Origin of the sequence: Flavicella marina (assembly GCF_009193215.1) — a bacterium.
Lineage (GTDB): Bacteria > Bacteroidota > Bacteroidia > Flavobacteriales > Flavobacteriaceae > Flavicella > Flavicella marina.
On sequence record NZ_VYVA01000001.1, the window covers coordinates 585,344 to 601,624 of the forward strand.

The window sequence follows — 16,281 nt, forward strand, 5'->3', positions numbered from 1 at the left end:
AAAAAATAAACAATGAAATATTCAAAATATATAACAATCGTATTTTTAGCTTTTCTGTTTAATTCATGCTCAGATTTTCTAGATCCGGATCCAGACTCAGCAATCAAAACAGAAGACTTTTATCAGACACCTGAAGAATTAGAGTTGGGTTTAATCGCCATCTACGACGCTTTGCAAGGTGTAAACACCAATCAATTAAATGATAACAGAGGTGTTCAAGTAGAGTTTTATGTAACTGAAATGTTATCAGATAATAGTAACACAAGATCTCCAGATGCAAATGATTCTGCAGATGCCGGACAATTTGAGAACTTTTCTGTTCAAGCAAACAACGGAATCTCTGCGAACTACTACTCTAGTATGTATCGTGTGATTTACTTAGCAAATGTTGTACTCGATGCGATGAAAACTTTAGAAACAGAAGCTTCTTTTGAAAGAGTTGAAGCTGAAGCTAAGTTTTTAAGAGCTTACGCTTACTTCAATCTAATTCGTATGTACGGAGAAGATGTTGAAAATTTAGGATTGCCATTAGTTGACCATGTATTAACTGAAGATGAAAAAGCAATTCAATTTACAAGAGTATCAGAGAATAAGATTTATGATTTTATTATCGAAGACTTCATTAAAGCTACAGAAGGATTAGATGATACATTTAGATCAAGAGCCTCTAAAAGTGCAGCGCATGCGATGTTAGCAAAAGTTTACATGACTTTAGATAACCCTGATTACGCTCAAGCATTGATTCACTTAGATCAAGTATCATCTGAATATGCGTTATTAGATAACTACATTGATATTTTTGATCCAACAAACGAATTAAATGATGAAATTATGTTTGCTATCGGGTTCTCTAACGATGCTGCAAACGACAGTCAAAATTATTCAGCAGAATTTGCTGCAACGGGTAACTCGAGTGGTTTGAATTATTTGACTACTGATTTACATGCAAAATTGACAAATTTTGGTGGGGCAAACAGAGCGTTATTTGATATTGACAGCAACGATTCGGAAGACAAATACCAAACTGCAAAACACTATACTACAAGTTCAGATGATGAGCAAGCAGGTACTGATTTCATTGTGTTGAGATATGCTGATGTTGTAATGATGTATGCAGAAGCAAACCTTGCAGGAGGATCTGAAGTAGCAGTTTCTGGAACATGGGGAGATAACTATAATCTAATTAGAACAAGAGCTGGTCTTACCGCTGTAACAACGATAACAAAAGAAGATCTAATTCAAGAAAGAAGATTTGAGTTCTTTTCTGAAAACCAAAGAATGTTTGACTTGAAACGTTTTGGAGTTGCAACTGAAATATTATCTGCATTTGCAGAAGCCAATGGATACAACTTTAATGCTTTTGATGTTACACTACCAATTCCTTTAAGAGAAATTAACTTAAGTCCATTAAACACAAATGGTGAACCTGCATTGATTCAGAATATAAATTGGAGATAGTAACAGCTTCTTTTAAACGTATAATTAAATTTCAAAACAATGAAAAATATTAAAAACATAAAAAAAATGAGAGTTGTCAGAGCATTGCCAACATTTGTTTTATCACTTATGGTAGCAACAGTAACTTCATGTGATTTCTCATATGATTTAGCTGAAGAAAACTCTAAAGAAGACAAAACACCTCCAACAGCGTTTTTCGGAGCTGTTACAGGAGATGGTGATCAGTGGAATAAAGCAAGTTTTGCAAATGAATCAGTTAGTGCTAGTATCTTTGTATGGGATTTTGGTGATGGAAGTGAACCTTCTACAGAATTTGAACCAAAAGAACATTCTTATCCACCAATTACTGCAAGTTATGATGTTACCTTATCTGTAGCAGATAACAATGGACTTACAGATGTATACACGAACACAATTTCTATTATCGATAATGGAGAACCTTTAGGAGATTTGAACTTGTTTTTCGATTTGATCAATACTGGTGACGCTGGAGAACCAGTGACTGTTCATAGTTTTTCATCTTACCAAGTAGAAAAAGATGCATTTGCTTCGAATACATTAGATAAAAATGCTGGAACTCGTTGGACTGCACAAGATGATGCTGAACTTATTGAAGGTAGCGTTAGATCCGATGGTGAGTATGTTATTTATGATTTGGCAAGTATTTTGGACCTAAGAGTAATTCAATTTACCACAGACGTAAAATCAGATCCATATGGATACCAAATTTGGACATCAAGCACCGGGACTGAAGATGCTGATTTCACAAAAGTAATTCCTGAAGAAGGAGACTTTATGTTATCAGAATCTGCAACTTCAGAATTTCAAGTAAAAATATTCCCAACATCTATCAATTGTAGATACGTAAAACTTATTGGTTTTGGTCGATTTGATGAAACAGGTACAACTCGAAAAAGCCAGTGGATGAACTTTACTCAAATAGAATTTTTTAAAGATAAAGAATAAGATATATTATGATGACAAAAGCTATTAAACACTTATGTAAAAAAGGAATCATCAAATTTTCTTTTTTAATATCACTTTCACTTCTTTTCTCGTGTAACGATGATACATCTGGTGAAGAAGAAATCATTATTACACCATCTCCAATCGCTGCATTTACCGAAACTGTTGATGTTTTAGATTACAAGACCTACATGTTTACTGATCGTTCTACCAATGTCTCTACATATGCTTGGGATTTTGGTGAAGGTAATGTATCAACAGAAGAAGAACCAACTCACACTTTTGCACAAGCAGGTTCGTATGACGTAGTTTTGACAGTATCTAATGGATCTTCAAACACAACAGACACTGTAGAAAAAACAATCGTAGTTACGAATCCAGATGCACCAGTAGTTGGATTTACTTATGTTGTTGATGCCAATGACTGGAAAACAATTGTATTCACTAATACATCAACAAATGCGGTAAGTTACTTGTGGGATTTCGGAGACACTACAACATCTACAGATGAATCTCCTACTAAGACTTTCGCAGGAGAAGGTGATTATATAGTAAGCTTAACAGCTACAAATGATTCTGGAGACACTTCAGTTTTAGAGCAAACTGTTAGCGTAGTTGACCCAGACCCAACAGTAATTCCTACTTTCAAAGCAATTATTTTGAACGGATCTATTGATGAATGGGTGCCTGGAGTATACCACAAAGATGACAACAATGATGCTTGGGAATTGGATCCACCTGGTACATTTAAAAACGGACAAACAAGTCCATACACATGGGACAACCAAGCACTTGAGGAATCTGGAAGTACTAAATTGAAATCTGCTGGAATTACGACTACTGAACACACTGGTACACATGCATTAAAATTTTCTTCACCTGAACGTAGAGCCTATCAACCATTTGCAGTTGAAGTAGGTGTTGAATATACTATTAGAATGTTTGTTCGAAACGAATCTACTGATAACTTCAATGTTTACATCTTAAACAATGAAGTTGCTGATGAAACGAATTTACTAGGTAATAGTGATGCTGTTCTTACGATATCTGATGACACTAATTCATACAAAGAATATAGTTTCACATTTACTGCAACAACGACAACAGCTGTATTTTATGCGGTACCATTTACAGGTGTCAGTGGAACAAGCGAAATATACTTAGATGATATTTCTATTGAAACTCCTGGATTTGACTAATCTAAAATACGAGTAGAATTAAATAATTAAATATGGAGAGATCCAATTTCTTATCTCAAGAACCAAAATCTCTCCATTTTTAAAAAACTGCAAAAATGAAAAACCTACGTTACACCACTTTAACATTTTTACTAACAGTACTATTAACTGTTGGAGCGTATTCGCAAGCACAAGAGACAAGTGTTAATGAGTCGGACGTTAAAATTGAAAAAAAGGAGAAGAAGAAAAAGAAAAAAAAGAAGAAAAGAAAAAAGACAAAGCTTCCTAAAATCGATTTAACCCACTGGAAAGTAACTTTACCTGTGGCAGGTGAGAACGGAAAACCTATTGAGATAGGACCTCCGGAAATTCACAATTTTGCAAATATTGAAGTAGCAAAACCTTATATGTATATTGACTCAACTAAGGGTGCTATAGTTTTTCATTCCATGCCAACAAATTCAAAAACTCGTAATACAAAATATACGAGATCTGAATTAAGAGAACAAATGGTTCCAGGAGAAAACAACATAAACTGGACTTTCAAGCAAGGTGGTTATATGAAAGGAAAACTTGCGATGGAAGAAACTACAAAAGATTCCAACGGTAAGTACCATAGAACGATTATTATGCAAATTCATGGTAGATTGACCAATGAACAAAGAGACTTAATTGGTGAAGACGACAACAACGCCCCTCCTATTTTAAAAATATATTGGGATCAAGGAAAAGTTAGAGTCAAAACCAAAGTACTAAAAAATCTTGATGCCTCATATGAAGAATTGTTACATGAAGATGCCTGGGGTGATGACGATGGATTCAACTTTAAAGAAGATGTTGGTTTTAGAAAATTTACGCTTGAAGTTAAAATTTCAGAAGGTAAAATGGTCATTATACTTAACGGAAGTGAGTATAAAGTTTACAAAGGAATTCATATGGAGAAATGGGGTGTTTTCGAAAATTATTTCAAAGCAGGAAACTATTTCCAGTCTCGAGACAAAGGAGCCTATTCAAAAATTAAATATTACGAATTAGAAGTTAAACACTAAACCTAACAATTTGAAAATTTCATTCTCATATAACCTATACAGTATGTCAACATTTTTGTTGCTATGTTTTGCTGCAACAACAATTAGTTGCCAAGGCACCTATGAGAATAACATTGTTCTGGAATCAGAAATGCCGCAAGAAGAGCAAGAGACTCCTAACGAAAACATCACAAATAAAGATTTCAAACTACCAAATATTGATCTTAGCAATTGGAAAGTTACACTACCAATCGGTAAACCTGATGAGATTGAACCGCCAGAAATTCTAAACTACGGTACCAATAGTAAATTAAAACCTTTCTTTTACAACGATTCAATAAACGGGGCATTAGTATTTTATACTTATCCTGGAGCATCAACAGCTAATTCTAGTTATTCAAGAACCGAATTAAGAGAACAAATGGTTCCTGGTAGTAATAGCACCAATTGGACGTTTAAGGAAGGTGCCCGTATGAAAGGAACACTTTCATTAGAAAATATCTCGAAAAAATCTGATGGAGATTACGATAAAACAATCATCATGCAAATTCATGGGAGATTGACAAATCAACAACGAGATTTAATCGGTCAAAAAGACAACAATGCTCCTCCAATGTTAAAAATATATTGGCAAGACAAAAAGGTAAGAGTAAAAACAAAGTATTTGATAGACCTAGATGCAAGTGAAACTGACATTTTAAGAACGGATTCATGGGGTAATGATGACGGATATAATTTCCCCATAGAGGTTGGATTCGACAAATTCACACTTGAAGTAATCGTGTCAGAAGGAAGAATGGAGGTAATCTTGAATGACAACTATTCAAAAGTATACGAAAATATTCACATGGAAAAATGGGGTATTTTCGAGAATTATTTCAAAGCAGGTAATTATTTGGGATCAACAGATCCAACTGCATATGCAACCGTAAAATATTACGATTTGACAGTATCACATTGAAACATTTGGTTAAGTTGGTGAAAGAATTTTATCGGGAATTATTCTCGGTAAAATTCCTTCTAACCCTTAAAAACAAAGAATAAATTAACCCAAAAAATATTTTTTATAAAGAGAAATTATATATATATTTACAACGCAAAAACTGGTTAACCAATCTGGTTGGAAATACAAAAGGATATGAAGTTAGAAGTACTTACAAAAAACGAAAATAAAGATATACAAAATTCAATCATCTCTAAAATTAGAGATTTGATTAACTATAAGAATTTAGAGCCTGGTGATAAATTACCTTCTGAAAGAATGCTCTCAGACAAATTTGAAGTAAGTCGAAGTAATGTTCGAGAAGCAATTCAGAAACTGGAGTTTTACGGATTGCTAAACTCGATCCCTCAAAGCGGAACTTTTGTTGCCAATATTGGTGTTGTAGCTCTTAATGGAATGATTGAAGACATTTTACGCTTAGAAAAACAAGATTTTAAATCTTTGGTAGAAACAAGAATTCTTTTAGAATTAAAAACTGCTTCGTTGGCTGCCACAAGAAGAACCGAAGAAGATTTAGAACAAATAAAAGATGCACTAGATGCTTATAAAGAAAAAGCATTGAGTGGTGTTGATGCTGTACAAGAAGACTTGCTGTTTCACTTAGCTATCGCGAAAGCTAGTAAAAACAGTTCGATCAATACATTTATGTTAATAATCACACCAGAAATTATCATCAATATAGAAAAACACCATGTTTGTGCAGATGGTTTGGCTATTTCAGGTATCAAAGATCACCAAGAAATATACGAAGCGATCAAAGCTCAAGACCCTGCATTGGCAAAAGAAAAAATGAAAATACACTTTAAAACACTATACGAATACTGCGCAAGCAAAGAATAACATGAATCTTTCCAATATCAAGAATGCACGATCTAGATACCGGAAAACATTTTGGAGGGAAGTAAATTTAAACCTACACAATTCTTAATTCTAAGAATTCAGATGTAATGGCCAACATTCGCCATACTCAATTTAGATTTACAAACATCTAGTAATTACTAGAAATTGATTCAATTTTGGATTAACATTCCAAAACAAGAATTAGAAATTTAGTGTCTTATCTGAACTTAAGACATTTGAAGTAAACAACAATAAACCAAGAAATTAAAACGAATAAAATGAAAGTAAAAGGACTAAGATGGTGGGTTATTGCATTGATTGCATTAGCAACTGTAATTAACTACATAGACAGACAAGCACTTGTTGTTTTATGGCCAAGTATCTCAGAGGATTTATATCCTGACAAAACAATGACAGAACGAAAAGAAATATATGCATTGATTTCTGTAGTCTTTATGTTCTCTTATGCTTTTGGTCAATCTATTTTTGGAAAAATATTTGACAAATTAGGAACGCGAATTGGATTTGTATTGTCAATCGGGTTTTGGTCAATCTCTACAGCTTTACACGCTTTGGCAAGTGGAGTTTTAAGTTTTGCTTTATTCAGATCAATACTTGGTATTTCGGAAGCAGGAAACTGGCCAGGTGCTGCAAAAGGAAATGCGGAATGGTTTCCAGCAACAGAAAGAGCCTTCGCTCAAGGACTATTTAATTCCGGAGCTGCGATCGGAGGAATCGTAGCCATTCCAACTATTGCTTATTTAACAGTATATTTTAGTTGGCAAATGATATTCGTGATCATTGGTCTTGTTGGATTATTATGGTTAGTTCCATGGTTGATCATCGTAAAAGCTCCACCTAAAAAACATCCTTGGTTAACTGAGCTGGAAAAAGAGTACATACTCTCAGGGCAAGAAGAAAAAGACGAATCAAATGATTCAGCTGAAGAATACAATCCAGAAGTAAAAGAACTATTAGGCCGTAAGCAAAGTTGGGGAGTAATCATAGCCTCTGCCGCAATTGATCCTATTTGGTGGTTGTTCGTTTTCTGGATCCCAATTTACTTATCTGAAGTATATAATATGGATGTAAAAGGTATCGGTATCTACGGTTGGGTTCCTTATGTTGGAGCTATGTTAGGTGCATGGTTTGGTGGTCTATTGGCACAAAACAGATTAAAATCAGGATGGAACGTGAACAAAACACGTAAAATGGTAATTACACTAGGATGTCTAATTATGTTACCCGCATTGTTAGCCCTTTCTAACCCTGGTACACCAGTAGCTGCAGTATTGATTATGGCAGCCGTACTGTTCGGATTTCAAACAGCAATCGGAAACGTACAAACATTACCAAGTGATTTATATGGAAAGAAAACAGTAGGTACTTTATCAGGATTCTCGGGAACTGCAGCCAAATTAACAGGTGCAGGTTTAGTTGCCCTAGTTCCTATGTTGACTACTGGAGGAAATTACACACCAGCCTTTGTAATTGGTGCTTCTTTAGCATTTATTGTAATGGCAAGTGTATGGGTTCTAATTCCAAACATAGAACCTTTGAAAAAAAAGAAATAAACAAAACAGAAATTAAACACACATAAATAAACATAATTATGAGCAAATCAGAAGGAAAAGTAGCAGTTATCACTGGCGCAACAGGGGGAATAGGATTCCAAGTAGCTAAAAGATTAGGACAAGATGGTTATACCGTTGTATTGAACGGAATTGACGATGAAGCAGGAGTACAAAGAGTAAAAGAACTTACTGCGGAAGGAATTACATCTGAATACATTGGATTTGATGTAACTGACGACAATGCTGTAACATCAAACATTACCGCAATTGGAGAAAAATATGGAAAAATTGATCTTTTAGTAAACAACGCTGGTGGTCTGGGTGGTAGATCTCGTTTCGAAGAAATGACTACAGAATTTTACAGATTTGTAATGGCATTGAATTTAGATTCTACATTTTTTGCTTCAAGAGCGGCGATCCCTTACTTAAAGAAAGGTGAAAACGCTTCAATCATCAACTATACATCGAATGCAGGTTGGAACGCTGGAGGTCCAGGAGCTGGAATCTACGGTACTTCAAAAGCAGGTGTACATGCAATTACAAGAGCTTTGGCAAAAGATTTAGCTGAGTATGGTATTAGAGTAAATGCTGTTTCACCAGGAACTATTGATACTCCTTTCCACGCTCAAATTAAAGCGACAAAACCTGAAGTATTCGCTTCGTGGAAAAATAACATCATGCTAGGAAGAATTGGTAATCCTGAAGAAGTTGCCTCTGTTGTGTCTTTCTTAGCAAGTGACGATGCTTCATTTATCACTGCTGAAACTATTCAAATTGGTGGTGGTCAAGCACTAGGAATCTAATTTTAAATCAAAAATAAATGCTTCTGACGTTACTCTCCGTTTTTGCTTACTTACAGTAACTGACGAAGCATTTACTCTATCTTAATCTCTCCCAATCATTAAAAAAGATAGAACAGTAATCATCTCAAAAATTATTAATGAGAATAAATTCTCTTTAGCATATCAATTAAACATGAAAAAATCTATTGCAATCATCTGTGGTGGTGGACCAGCACCTGGCATTAATACTGTTATCAGCACCTTAGCTAAGGCGTTTATAAAAGACGGCTATGATGTACTAGGAGTTCACCATGGATACAAAGGTTTGTTTTCTGATGAACCCGCAATTAAAAAGTTCAATTTTCACAGAGCTGACAGAATCTTTAGTCGTGGAGGATCTACGCTAATCATGAGTAGACACAAGCCTAAAGACAGTGAATTCAGAGCTGATTTTTTTCAAAAACACAATGTCAAGCTATTAGTTACAATTGGTGGTGATGATACGGCTTCTACAGGGAGTAGAATTTCTAAATACTTGGAAACTCACAAACTTGATGTAGCTCATATCCATGTTCCTAAAACTATAGACAATGATTTACCATTGCCAGATAGAAATCCAACATTTGGTTTTCACACTGCAAAAGATCAAGGTGTTCAGATAGGAAATACGGTTTATGAAGATGCAAGAACTAGTGAAAACTGGTTCGTCGTTTCGGCCATGGGTCGATCAGCAGGTCATTTAGCTTTTGGTATTGCTTCGGCATGTCATTTCCCTATCATGATTATTCCAGAAATGTTTAATAAAACGAACATAACTTTTGATAAAATCATCAATATTATTATTTCATCTATCATCAAAAGTAAAATTAGAGGAATAGAGTATGGTGTTGCGATGGTGAGTGAAGGTGTATTCCATTTTATGGAAGAACATGAAATCATCAACTCTGGAATCAACTTTACGTATGATGATCACGGACATCCAGAGCTAGGAAATGTAAGTAAATCACATATTTTCAATTATTTACTACAAATAAAACTTAAAGAATTAGGATTAGACATAAAATCTAGACCGGTTGAAATCGGTTACGAGTTGAGATGTTCAAATCCAATTGCATTTGACCTTACCTTATGTACTTTACTTGGTATTGGTGTTAAAAAATTATTCGATCAAGGGCTATCGGCTTGTATCGTGAGTGCCAACTCAAACGGTGATGTGTCACCGTTATATTTAAAAGATTTTGAGGACGAAAACGGTAAAGTACCTCCAAGATTGGTTGACATCAATTCTGATATGTCACAGCTTTTTATCAATCATATGATTTATATTAGAGAACGTGATTATGAAGAAGCAAAAGCCTACGTCAAAGACCCAGAAAACTACGACGTAAAGAAAATATTAAACTGGATTTAAATTTCAATTATGAAAACATCTATCATGACAAAGCATTCATTTTACTTCATAGCATTTTTACTAATTATTTCTTGCAAAACTCAAAACAGTACTGACACTGTTATTGTTAGCAATTCTAATGAATTAAAAACTGCAATCTCTGATTCAAAGCCAGGGAGTATCATTGTCATGAAAAATGGTGTTTGGAAAAACACACAAATTGTTTTCAATCAAAAAGGAACAGAAGAACAACCGATTACACTTCAAGCTGAAACTCCAGGTGGGGTACTTTTAGAAGGACAATCAGATTTAAAAATAGCTGGAGAGTACCTTATAGTTAAAGGCTTAACTTTTCAAAACGGATATACACCAAGTAATTCAGTTATCGATTTCAAAGTATCCAAAACAGAAATTGCTAACCACTGTACAGTTACGGAGTGTGTTATAAAAAACTACAACCAACTACACAGAAACACTCAAGATCATTGGGTTGAATTTTGGGGTAGACACAATACCCTAAGTCATACTTATTTAGGTGGAAAATTCAACCAGGGTCCAACAATTATTGTGGGTCTAAGTGGTAACGAACATATCAAAAACTACCATCAAATTGTATACAATCATTTTGGCCCAAAACCAAGAAAAGGTGGTCCAAAAGCAGAATGTATTAGAATCGGTAATAGCTTTACTTCAATGACGCCATCTCATGTAAATGTTAGCCATAATTTATTTGAAAAATGTAATGGCGAAGTAGAAATCATTTCAAGTAAATCGAATTTCAACGAATTCAACAATAATATTTTTTACGAGTGTGAGGGTTCATTAGTAGTAAGACATGGTAATTATTGTAAAATAGATGGGAACTTCTTTATAGGAAACAACAAGCCTTTTGTTGGAGGTATACGCGTTATCAATACAGGTCACACAGTTACGAACAATTATTTTTACAAGATCATCGGAGATGAATTTAGAAGCGCTTTGGCTATAATGAATGGTATACCAAAATCTCCATTAAACAGATACAATCAAGTTACCGACGTTGTTGTTGCACACAATACTTGGGTAGATTGTTCAGCACCTTGGCAATTTAGCGTTGGAGCAAACAGCAACAAAAAAGATATACTACCTAAACAAGAAATAAGATCTGCAAGACCAATACGTACACTACTTGCAAATAATATCATCTATAACACAAATCCAGAACTTGGAGCCATTAAAAATTACGACAAAGTCGATGGTGTTATTTTCAAAAACAACATCATCAACCAAAACATACAAAATGAAGATTACAAATCTTTTCTTCAGAAAGATGCTTTAAATTTCAAACAAGACTCAGATATTTTATACACACCTTCTAACGATGATATAGCATTATTACAACAAACCTATCCGGGTTTTGAGTTCGATAAAATTACCACTGATATCTTTGGTAATTCAAGAAAAGACAAAAACTTAATAGGAGCAATTAGTAGTACGGAAGCATCAAAATTACCTGTATTAAATTATTCGAAATATGGACCTAAATGGTACGAAAACGAAACTTCAATAGAAGCAAATAATTCAATTAAAGTATCTAATAGTGAAGAACTTATTGCTGCAATCAATTCAGCAAAATCTAATAGTACAATTGTATTGAACAAAGGAATTTACACTCTAAATTCTCCTTTAATCATAAAAAACGAGTTAAAGTTAACCGCTGCAAATAAAAACACAACAATAAGCTTTTCAGGCGCGAAAAACGAAGCTCTGTTCGAATTATTTCCTTATGCAAATCTAGAACTTAATAATATCATTTTGAAAGGCGAGAAAAGTCTCAATGCATTTGCCCCAAACGATAAAGACTTGTCTGGAGGTTTTAACTTAAATGTCAAGGATTGTACTATCTCAAACTTTCATTCAATAATTAAAAGTTGTAAAGGTGCTTTTTCTGATCAATTAATATTTGAAAACACGAGTTTCGAAAACTGTATAAACGGAATAGAATTAAACTCTGAAATTGATGACAAGGGAGATTACAATGCAGAATTTTTAACCATTGACAACTGCCAATTCAAAAATATTTCAAAAAACATTGTAGATTATTATAGAGGTGGATATGACGAATCTACCATTGGTGGAAATCTTGAAATTTCAAATACTACTTTTGAAAGATGTGGATCTAAAGAAAAAAGCGGCATTCTAATAAAAACAAGAGGTATTGTAAATGTAAATATTCACAACAATACTTTCAAAAACAATCCAGTTAGTTTAGTAGCTTTATTATGGGGAGAAAAGCAAAATTTATTTACCGATAATTCTCTGAAAAATTCAGGAAAAATTAAAACGGAAAAGTACTTGAAACAAAAGTTAGTCTATTAAAGACGATGCACTAGCTATCTCAATTGATGAACTAGATATAACTTTATTCATTGCATTGTCTTGGTTCTCTTGTACTTTTAATAAGAAGAAAAGAAAAAACAATACGAAGGTCAAAATGACTGCAACTGAATTTTCACTTGGCTTTTTAAACAACTCTATTTTCATAACTATAGTATTTATAAGTTTTCTAACTTAAATTCGAGAATATTTAATAAAACACCTCGACTATAAATCATCTTTAATAAATAGTTCGTAAATCAATAGGGGGCTGTAAATATACAAAATATTTACAAATGTTAAATTTTAAAACTAAATTTAACATATTTATTTATGTCAATTCCTTCCTTTTTCATCTGGATATAAAGAAAAAACAGGGTCGCTTTGCCAGTATTCTTTGGTATCTACATCCATAATTGTCAAGGGATTTTTATGTGCTGCACCTGTATCTACATTCCATACATTTGCCGCGTTCGTTGGTACATCTCTTTCTATTCGAGACAAAGAAGTATGTCCAATAAAAATTTCTTTGTAATGAGACAATCTTTTTGGAAAAAACAGATCGTCTTTTTTTAAATTTTTATCCATTGCCAACGCCAACTCCCACAGAGAGCGATCCCAATAAAACATTTTATCAAAATACTCGTGTTTTACACCATTATGATTTGTAAAACCTGCATGTACAAATAACCTATTAGCCTCATCAACATAATAGTTATTTAGATTCTCGAAAAAATGAATGTGTATGTTTCTGATATTATATGGAACATTTTCATACGCTTTTACAGATGAAGCTCCACCATGTATCAACCAGGTGTCGTTACTCTCTCCGAACTTCAACCAGCGATAACACAAATCATCATGATTACCTCTCATGAAAATACAATTATGACTGTCGCGTAATTGGATCAAATAATTGATTACTTCTGGAGATTGACTCCACCCATCTACATAATCACCTAAAAAAATAAGTAAATCATTTTCGGTTACTTTTGCTCGTTCTAAAATTTGAACAAGTGCCTTTAAGGCACCATGAATATCACCGATTACAAATGTTCTTGCTTCTAAACTCATATCCTCAAATTTACTAGTTTCCAATCAAAACAAACAATTATTTATAAGATTTACTCCTGTTTTTTTACCATAATTATTCTGTGAATCGAACTCAAATAAATTTGTACAAATTATATAATCGCACTAATTTTGATGCATAAAACAGCTCAGATGAGAAAACTAAAAAACGACGAATTAAACAGATTGGATATCTCTGAGTTTAAAGCAACCAAAAAGATTCCATTAGTTGTAGTACTAGACAACATTCGAAGCTTAAATAATATAGGCTCTGTATTTAGAACAAGTGATGCTTTTGTTATAGAGAAAATATACCTCTGCGGTATTACTGCTACTCCGCCTAGCAAAGACATTCATAAAACTGCTTTAGGAGCTACAGAAACCGTTGCGTGGGAATATGTTGAAGAAACCCTAGAAGTGGTTAAGTCACTTCAAAAAAACGGTTACATAGTTGCTTCGATTGAGCAAGCTGAAAACGCTACCATGTTAGAGAATTTTCCAATTTCAAAATCCGAAAAATATGCGATTGTAATGGGTAACGAAGTAAAAGGTGTCCAACAGGAAGTCGTATCATCGTCAAATCATTGCATTGAAATCCCTCAATTCGGAACCAAACATTCGCTAAACATCTCTGTTACTACAGGAATTGTTCTTTGGAAATTTCTTGAAAAGTTAAAGCTTTAATTTATTGACCTTCTTCAGAGTTTTTATTGATGTTGACATTAAACGAAGGTGCTCGATATTTTTCATCCAAATAGTGTGCAGGTATGGTCGTAGCATTTCCGTCACGTCCAGCTCGGTAATGCGGTGACAATATTTCTATGCCTGCCTCATTGCAAGCATCCTGTATATTCGCATGCAATTCTGAATAAATTTTCGGAGAAGATTTTGGATGTTTTGTGTATGCATTTAATTGATAACTTACATAAAAATCATCTAAACTAGTTTGTAATACAAAAGGTTTAGGGTTGTCATCGACCAAAGATGTTTTTACAGCAGCAGCGATCAATACTTCATGTACTTTTGGCCAAGGCACATCATACCCTAAAGTAATTGTTGTATGCAGCACCAGACCTAAACCTAAATCTTCTGACGTAGAACTATAATTGATTGTACTACCGTTTAAAATTGCAGCGTTTGGAATACTTACTTCTTCATTTTTCGGTGTTCGAACGCGTGTTACAAGCATGGTTTTCTCAATTACATCGCCTACTGTTCCCGAAATTTTCACACGATCTCCTATTTTAAAAGCCCTCATATATGTAATTACCAATCCCGCAATAATGTTTCCGATTGCAGAAGAAGAACCTAACGATATCAACAAACCAAAAAACACACTTACTCCTTTGAAAACAGGAGAGTCACTACCTGGTAAGTATGGAAAAATCACTACAAATGAAAAAGCATAAATAACGATTTTCAACAAGTTGAATGTTGGTTTTGCCCAATCAGGATAAAACCCTCTGATCTTTAATTTTTCACTAGAAATCTCATCTGCTAAAAACTTAAGAAAACGTATAAACGACCTCGTAACAAAAAGAATAATTGCAATGGCGAATAGCGATGGAATGAAATTTATAAATCCATAAATAACATTTTTCAGAGGTGTTAACACAAAACCTATCAACTTTGCAGCGATGCCTTCAGTAGCTGGGAATATACTCAGTATAGTGGGTAATGTGATATAAACAACCGTAATAATTAATAAAAAGCGTAAACTCTTAAACAGTAGCCTGATAATTTTAAGCTCTTTTTCTTGTGATAAAAATTCGTAATTTTTTATCGTAATACCTTTCAACAAATGCTTGTACTTTGTAATTAATTTTTGGTTGGCATATTTAATTCCTTTATTGATATATTTTACAACAATGTAAAACACTACCAAAACCAAAATCATCAACCCTATACGAATCGCATTCGACTGCAAGCTATTTTTCTCCGCATACCTAACTGAACAATCTTTTACACGTTCAAGAATTTCATTTGCATAAATATCAGGTGTTTTTGCCACCCAAAAGGCATCTCTATCAGAAACACTGATCAATACCGACTCTTCATATAAAATTTCATAAGAAAGATCTATTTCATCTATAGAAAAAGCTGCTACATCAAAACTTCCACTTGTAACAATACTCTCTATTTTTTTTGAAATTCTCTCTGCCCTTTCCGTTGGACTCAGAACTCCTTGTTTTGAATACACATAAAACAAGGTGTCTTTTGCTAAAACAACAGGAACTCCAACTGTATTTGCCCTTAGCGAATCGATTTCTTTTTGCAGAAACAAATCCCTTTGACTTTGAGCTTTTTGTAAAGAATCTATACGTTTCTGAATTCTTTCTTTTTTCTTTTTATCGGTTGTTTTTAAGGTATTCTTTTGAGTTTTTAGCAGCAACTCTTGTATGCTATCATGTAGATTTTTTTCTTTAGTTTCAGTTATTAAATCTAACGTCAAAGCCTTTTGTGCCACTAATGCTGAATCTATCTTTTGAATAGAGTCTAGCTGACCATAGCTCAAATTGCAAATCAACAAAAGAACACATGTAAAACAAAAAGAAAAATATTGGATTGAATTCTTAAAAAAGTAGTTCATCTATAAAAAGTTAAGCCTTAGTAGATGTTAAAATACTAAAAAATTC

At 33.7% G+C, this 16,281-nt stretch carries 14 protein-coding genes; 11 read left to right on the top strand and 3 right to left on the bottom strand.

The genetic code is table 11. The features are described 5' to 3' along the window. Positions 1–12 precede the first annotated feature (12 nt). The 10 genes from F6P99_RS02340 to F6P99_RS02385 all read left to right on the top strand — a co-directional run bounded on the left by F6P99_RS02340 (position 13) and on the right by F6P99_RS02385 (position 12,577). Positions 13–1,458: a RagB/SusD family nutrient uptake outer membrane protein gene (locus tag F6P99_RS02340; protein WP_152285825.1), complete on the top strand. Its 1,446-nt coding sequence runs from the start codon at positions 13–15 to the stop codon at positions 1,456–1,458. Positions 1,459–1,497: 39 nt separating this feature from the next. After that, the gene (locus F6P99_RS02345) at positions 1,498–2,424 is read left to right on the top strand and encodes a PKD domain-containing protein (protein ID WP_193315974.1); all 927 of its coding nucleotides are present in this window, start codon (positions 1,498–1,500) and stop codon (positions 2,422–2,424) included. 8 nt (positions 2,425–2,432) lie between these two features. Then, a complete protein-coding gene (locus F6P99_RS02350) occupies positions 2,433–3,623 on the top strand; it encodes a PKD domain-containing protein (RefSeq protein WP_152285827.1) in 1,191 nt (396 codons plus the stop codon). A 95-nt stretch (positions 3,624–3,718) separates the two neighbouring features. Beyond that, positions 3,719–4,651, top strand: a complete 933-nt coding sequence (locus F6P99_RS02355; RefSeq protein WP_152285828.1) for a polysaccharide lyase family 7 protein — start codon at positions 3,719–3,721, stop codon at positions 4,649–4,651. Between the two features lie 43 nt (positions 4,652–4,694). After that, positions 4,695–5,591 carry a polysaccharide lyase family 7 protein gene (locus F6P99_RS02360; protein WP_152285829.1) on the top strand — a complete coding sequence of 299 codons (897 nt, stop codon included), beginning with the start codon at positions 4,695–4,697 and terminating at the stop codon, positions 5,589–5,591. 177 nt (positions 5,592–5,768) lie between these two features. After that, entirely contained in the window at positions 5,769–6,473 is a 705-nt protein-coding gene (locus F6P99_RS02365; RefSeq protein WP_152285830.1) for a FadR/GntR family transcriptional regulator, read from the top strand. Positions 6,474–6,751: 278 nt separating this feature from the next. Beyond that, complete coding sequence (locus tag F6P99_RS02370; RefSeq protein WP_152285831.1) at positions 6,752–8,047, top strand: MFS transporter; 1,296 nt, start codon at positions 6,752–6,754, stop codon at positions 8,045–8,047. Positions 8,048–8,085: 38 nt separating this feature from the next. Beyond that, complete coding sequence (locus F6P99_RS02375) at positions 8,086–8,850, top strand: SDR family NAD(P)-dependent oxidoreductase (RefSeq protein ID WP_152285832.1); 765 nt, start codon at positions 8,086–8,088, stop codon at positions 8,848–8,850. A gap of 172 nt (positions 8,851–9,022) precedes the next feature. After that, complete coding sequence (locus F6P99_RS02380; RefSeq protein WP_152285833.1) at positions 9,023–10,240, top strand: 6-phosphofructokinase; 1,218 nt, start codon at positions 9,023–9,025, stop codon at positions 10,238–10,240. A gap of 9 nt (positions 10,241–10,249) precedes the next feature. Then, positions 10,250–12,577, top strand: coding sequence for a chondroitinase-B domain-containing protein (locus F6P99_RS02385; RefSeq protein ID WP_226912989.1), 2,328 nt, complete (start codon positions 10,250–10,252; stop codon positions 12,575–12,577). Here the strand turns inward: F6P99_RS02385 and F6P99_RS13365 are convergent. Next, the gene (locus F6P99_RS13365) at positions 12,566–12,742 is read right to left on the bottom strand and encodes a hypothetical protein (protein ID WP_193315975.1); all 177 of its coding nucleotides are present in this window, start codon (positions 12,740–12,742) and stop codon (positions 12,566–12,568) included. The genes F6P99_RS02385 and F6P99_RS13365 overlap by 12 nt on opposite strands. Before the next feature lie 168 nt (positions 12,743–12,910). After that, on the bottom strand, positions 12,911–13,648 hold the full coding sequence (locus tag F6P99_RS02390) for a metallophosphoesterase family protein (RefSeq protein ID WP_152285834.1): 738 nt from the start codon (positions 13,646–13,648) through the stop codon (positions 12,911–12,913). Positions 13,649–13,798: 150 nt separating this feature from the next. Here F6P99_RS02390 and F6P99_RS02395 point away from each other — a divergent pair, with 150 nt between their 5' ends. Next, positions 13,799–14,329 (top strand): RNA methyltransferase, encoded by a 531-nt coding sequence (locus tag F6P99_RS02395; RefSeq protein WP_152285835.1) that lies wholly within the window; start codon positions 13,799–13,801, stop codon positions 14,327–14,329. A gap of 1 nt (position 14,330) precedes the next feature. On the opposite strand, the gene F6P99_RS02400 is transcribed toward F6P99_RS02395, so the two are convergent. Then, entirely contained in the window at positions 14,331–16,235 is a 1,905-nt protein-coding gene (locus F6P99_RS02400; RefSeq protein WP_152285836.1) for a mechanosensitive ion channel family protein, read from the bottom strand. Positions 16,236–16,281 lie beyond the last annotated feature (46 nt).

Bases quoted from the DNA above. Each gene is read 5' to 3' on its own strand.
- F6P99_RS02340 (WP_152285825.1), top strand. From the start codon at position 13: ATGAAATATTCAAAATATATAACAATCGTATTTTTAGCTTTTCTGTTT.
- F6P99_RS02400 (WP_152285836.1), bottom strand. From the start codon at position 16,235: ATGAACTACTTTTTTAAGAATTCAATCCAATATTTTTCTTTTTGTTTT.
- F6P99_RS02375 (WP_152285832.1), top strand. From the start codon at position 8,086: ATGAGCAAATCAGAAGGAAAAGTAGCAGTTATCACTGGCGCAACAGGG.
- F6P99_RS02355 (WP_152285828.1), top strand. From the start codon at position 3,719: ATGAAAAACCTACGTTACACCACTTTAACATTTTTACTAACAGTACTA.
- F6P99_RS02360 (WP_152285829.1), top strand. From the start codon at position 4,695: ATGTCAACATTTTTGTTGCTATGTTTTGCTGCAACAACAATTAGTTGC.
- F6P99_RS02350 (WP_152285827.1), top strand. From the start codon at position 2,433: ATGATGACAAAAGCTATTAAACACTTATGTAAAAAAGGAATCATCAAA.
- F6P99_RS02365 (WP_152285830.1), top strand. From the start codon at position 5,769: ATGAAGTTAGAAGTACTTACAAAAAACGAAAATAAAGATATACAAAAT.
- F6P99_RS02345 (WP_193315974.1), top strand. From the start codon at position 1,498: ATGAAAAATATTAAAAACATAAAAAAAATGAGAGTTGTCAGAGCATTG.
- F6P99_RS02385 (WP_226912989.1), top strand. From the start codon at position 10,250: ATGAAAACATCTATCATGACAAAGCATTCATTTTACTTCATAGCATTT.
- F6P99_RS02395 (WP_152285835.1), top strand. From the start codon at position 13,799: ATGAGAAAACTAAAAAACGACGAATTAAACAGATTGGATATCTCTGAG.
- F6P99_RS13365 (WP_193315975.1), bottom strand. From the start codon at position 12,742: ATGAAAATAGAGTTGTTTAAAAAGCCAAGTGAAAATTCAGTTGCAGTC.
- F6P99_RS02370 (WP_152285831.1), top strand. From the start codon at position 6,752: ATGAAAGTAAAAGGACTAAGATGGTGGGTTATTGCATTGATTGCATTA.
- F6P99_RS02380 (WP_152285833.1), top strand. From the start codon at position 9,023: ATGAAAAAATCTATTGCAATCATCTGTGGTGGTGGACCAGCACCTGGC.
- F6P99_RS02390 (WP_152285834.1), bottom strand. From the start codon at position 13,648: ATGAGTTTAGAAGCAAGAACATTTGTAATCGGTGATATTCATGGTGCC.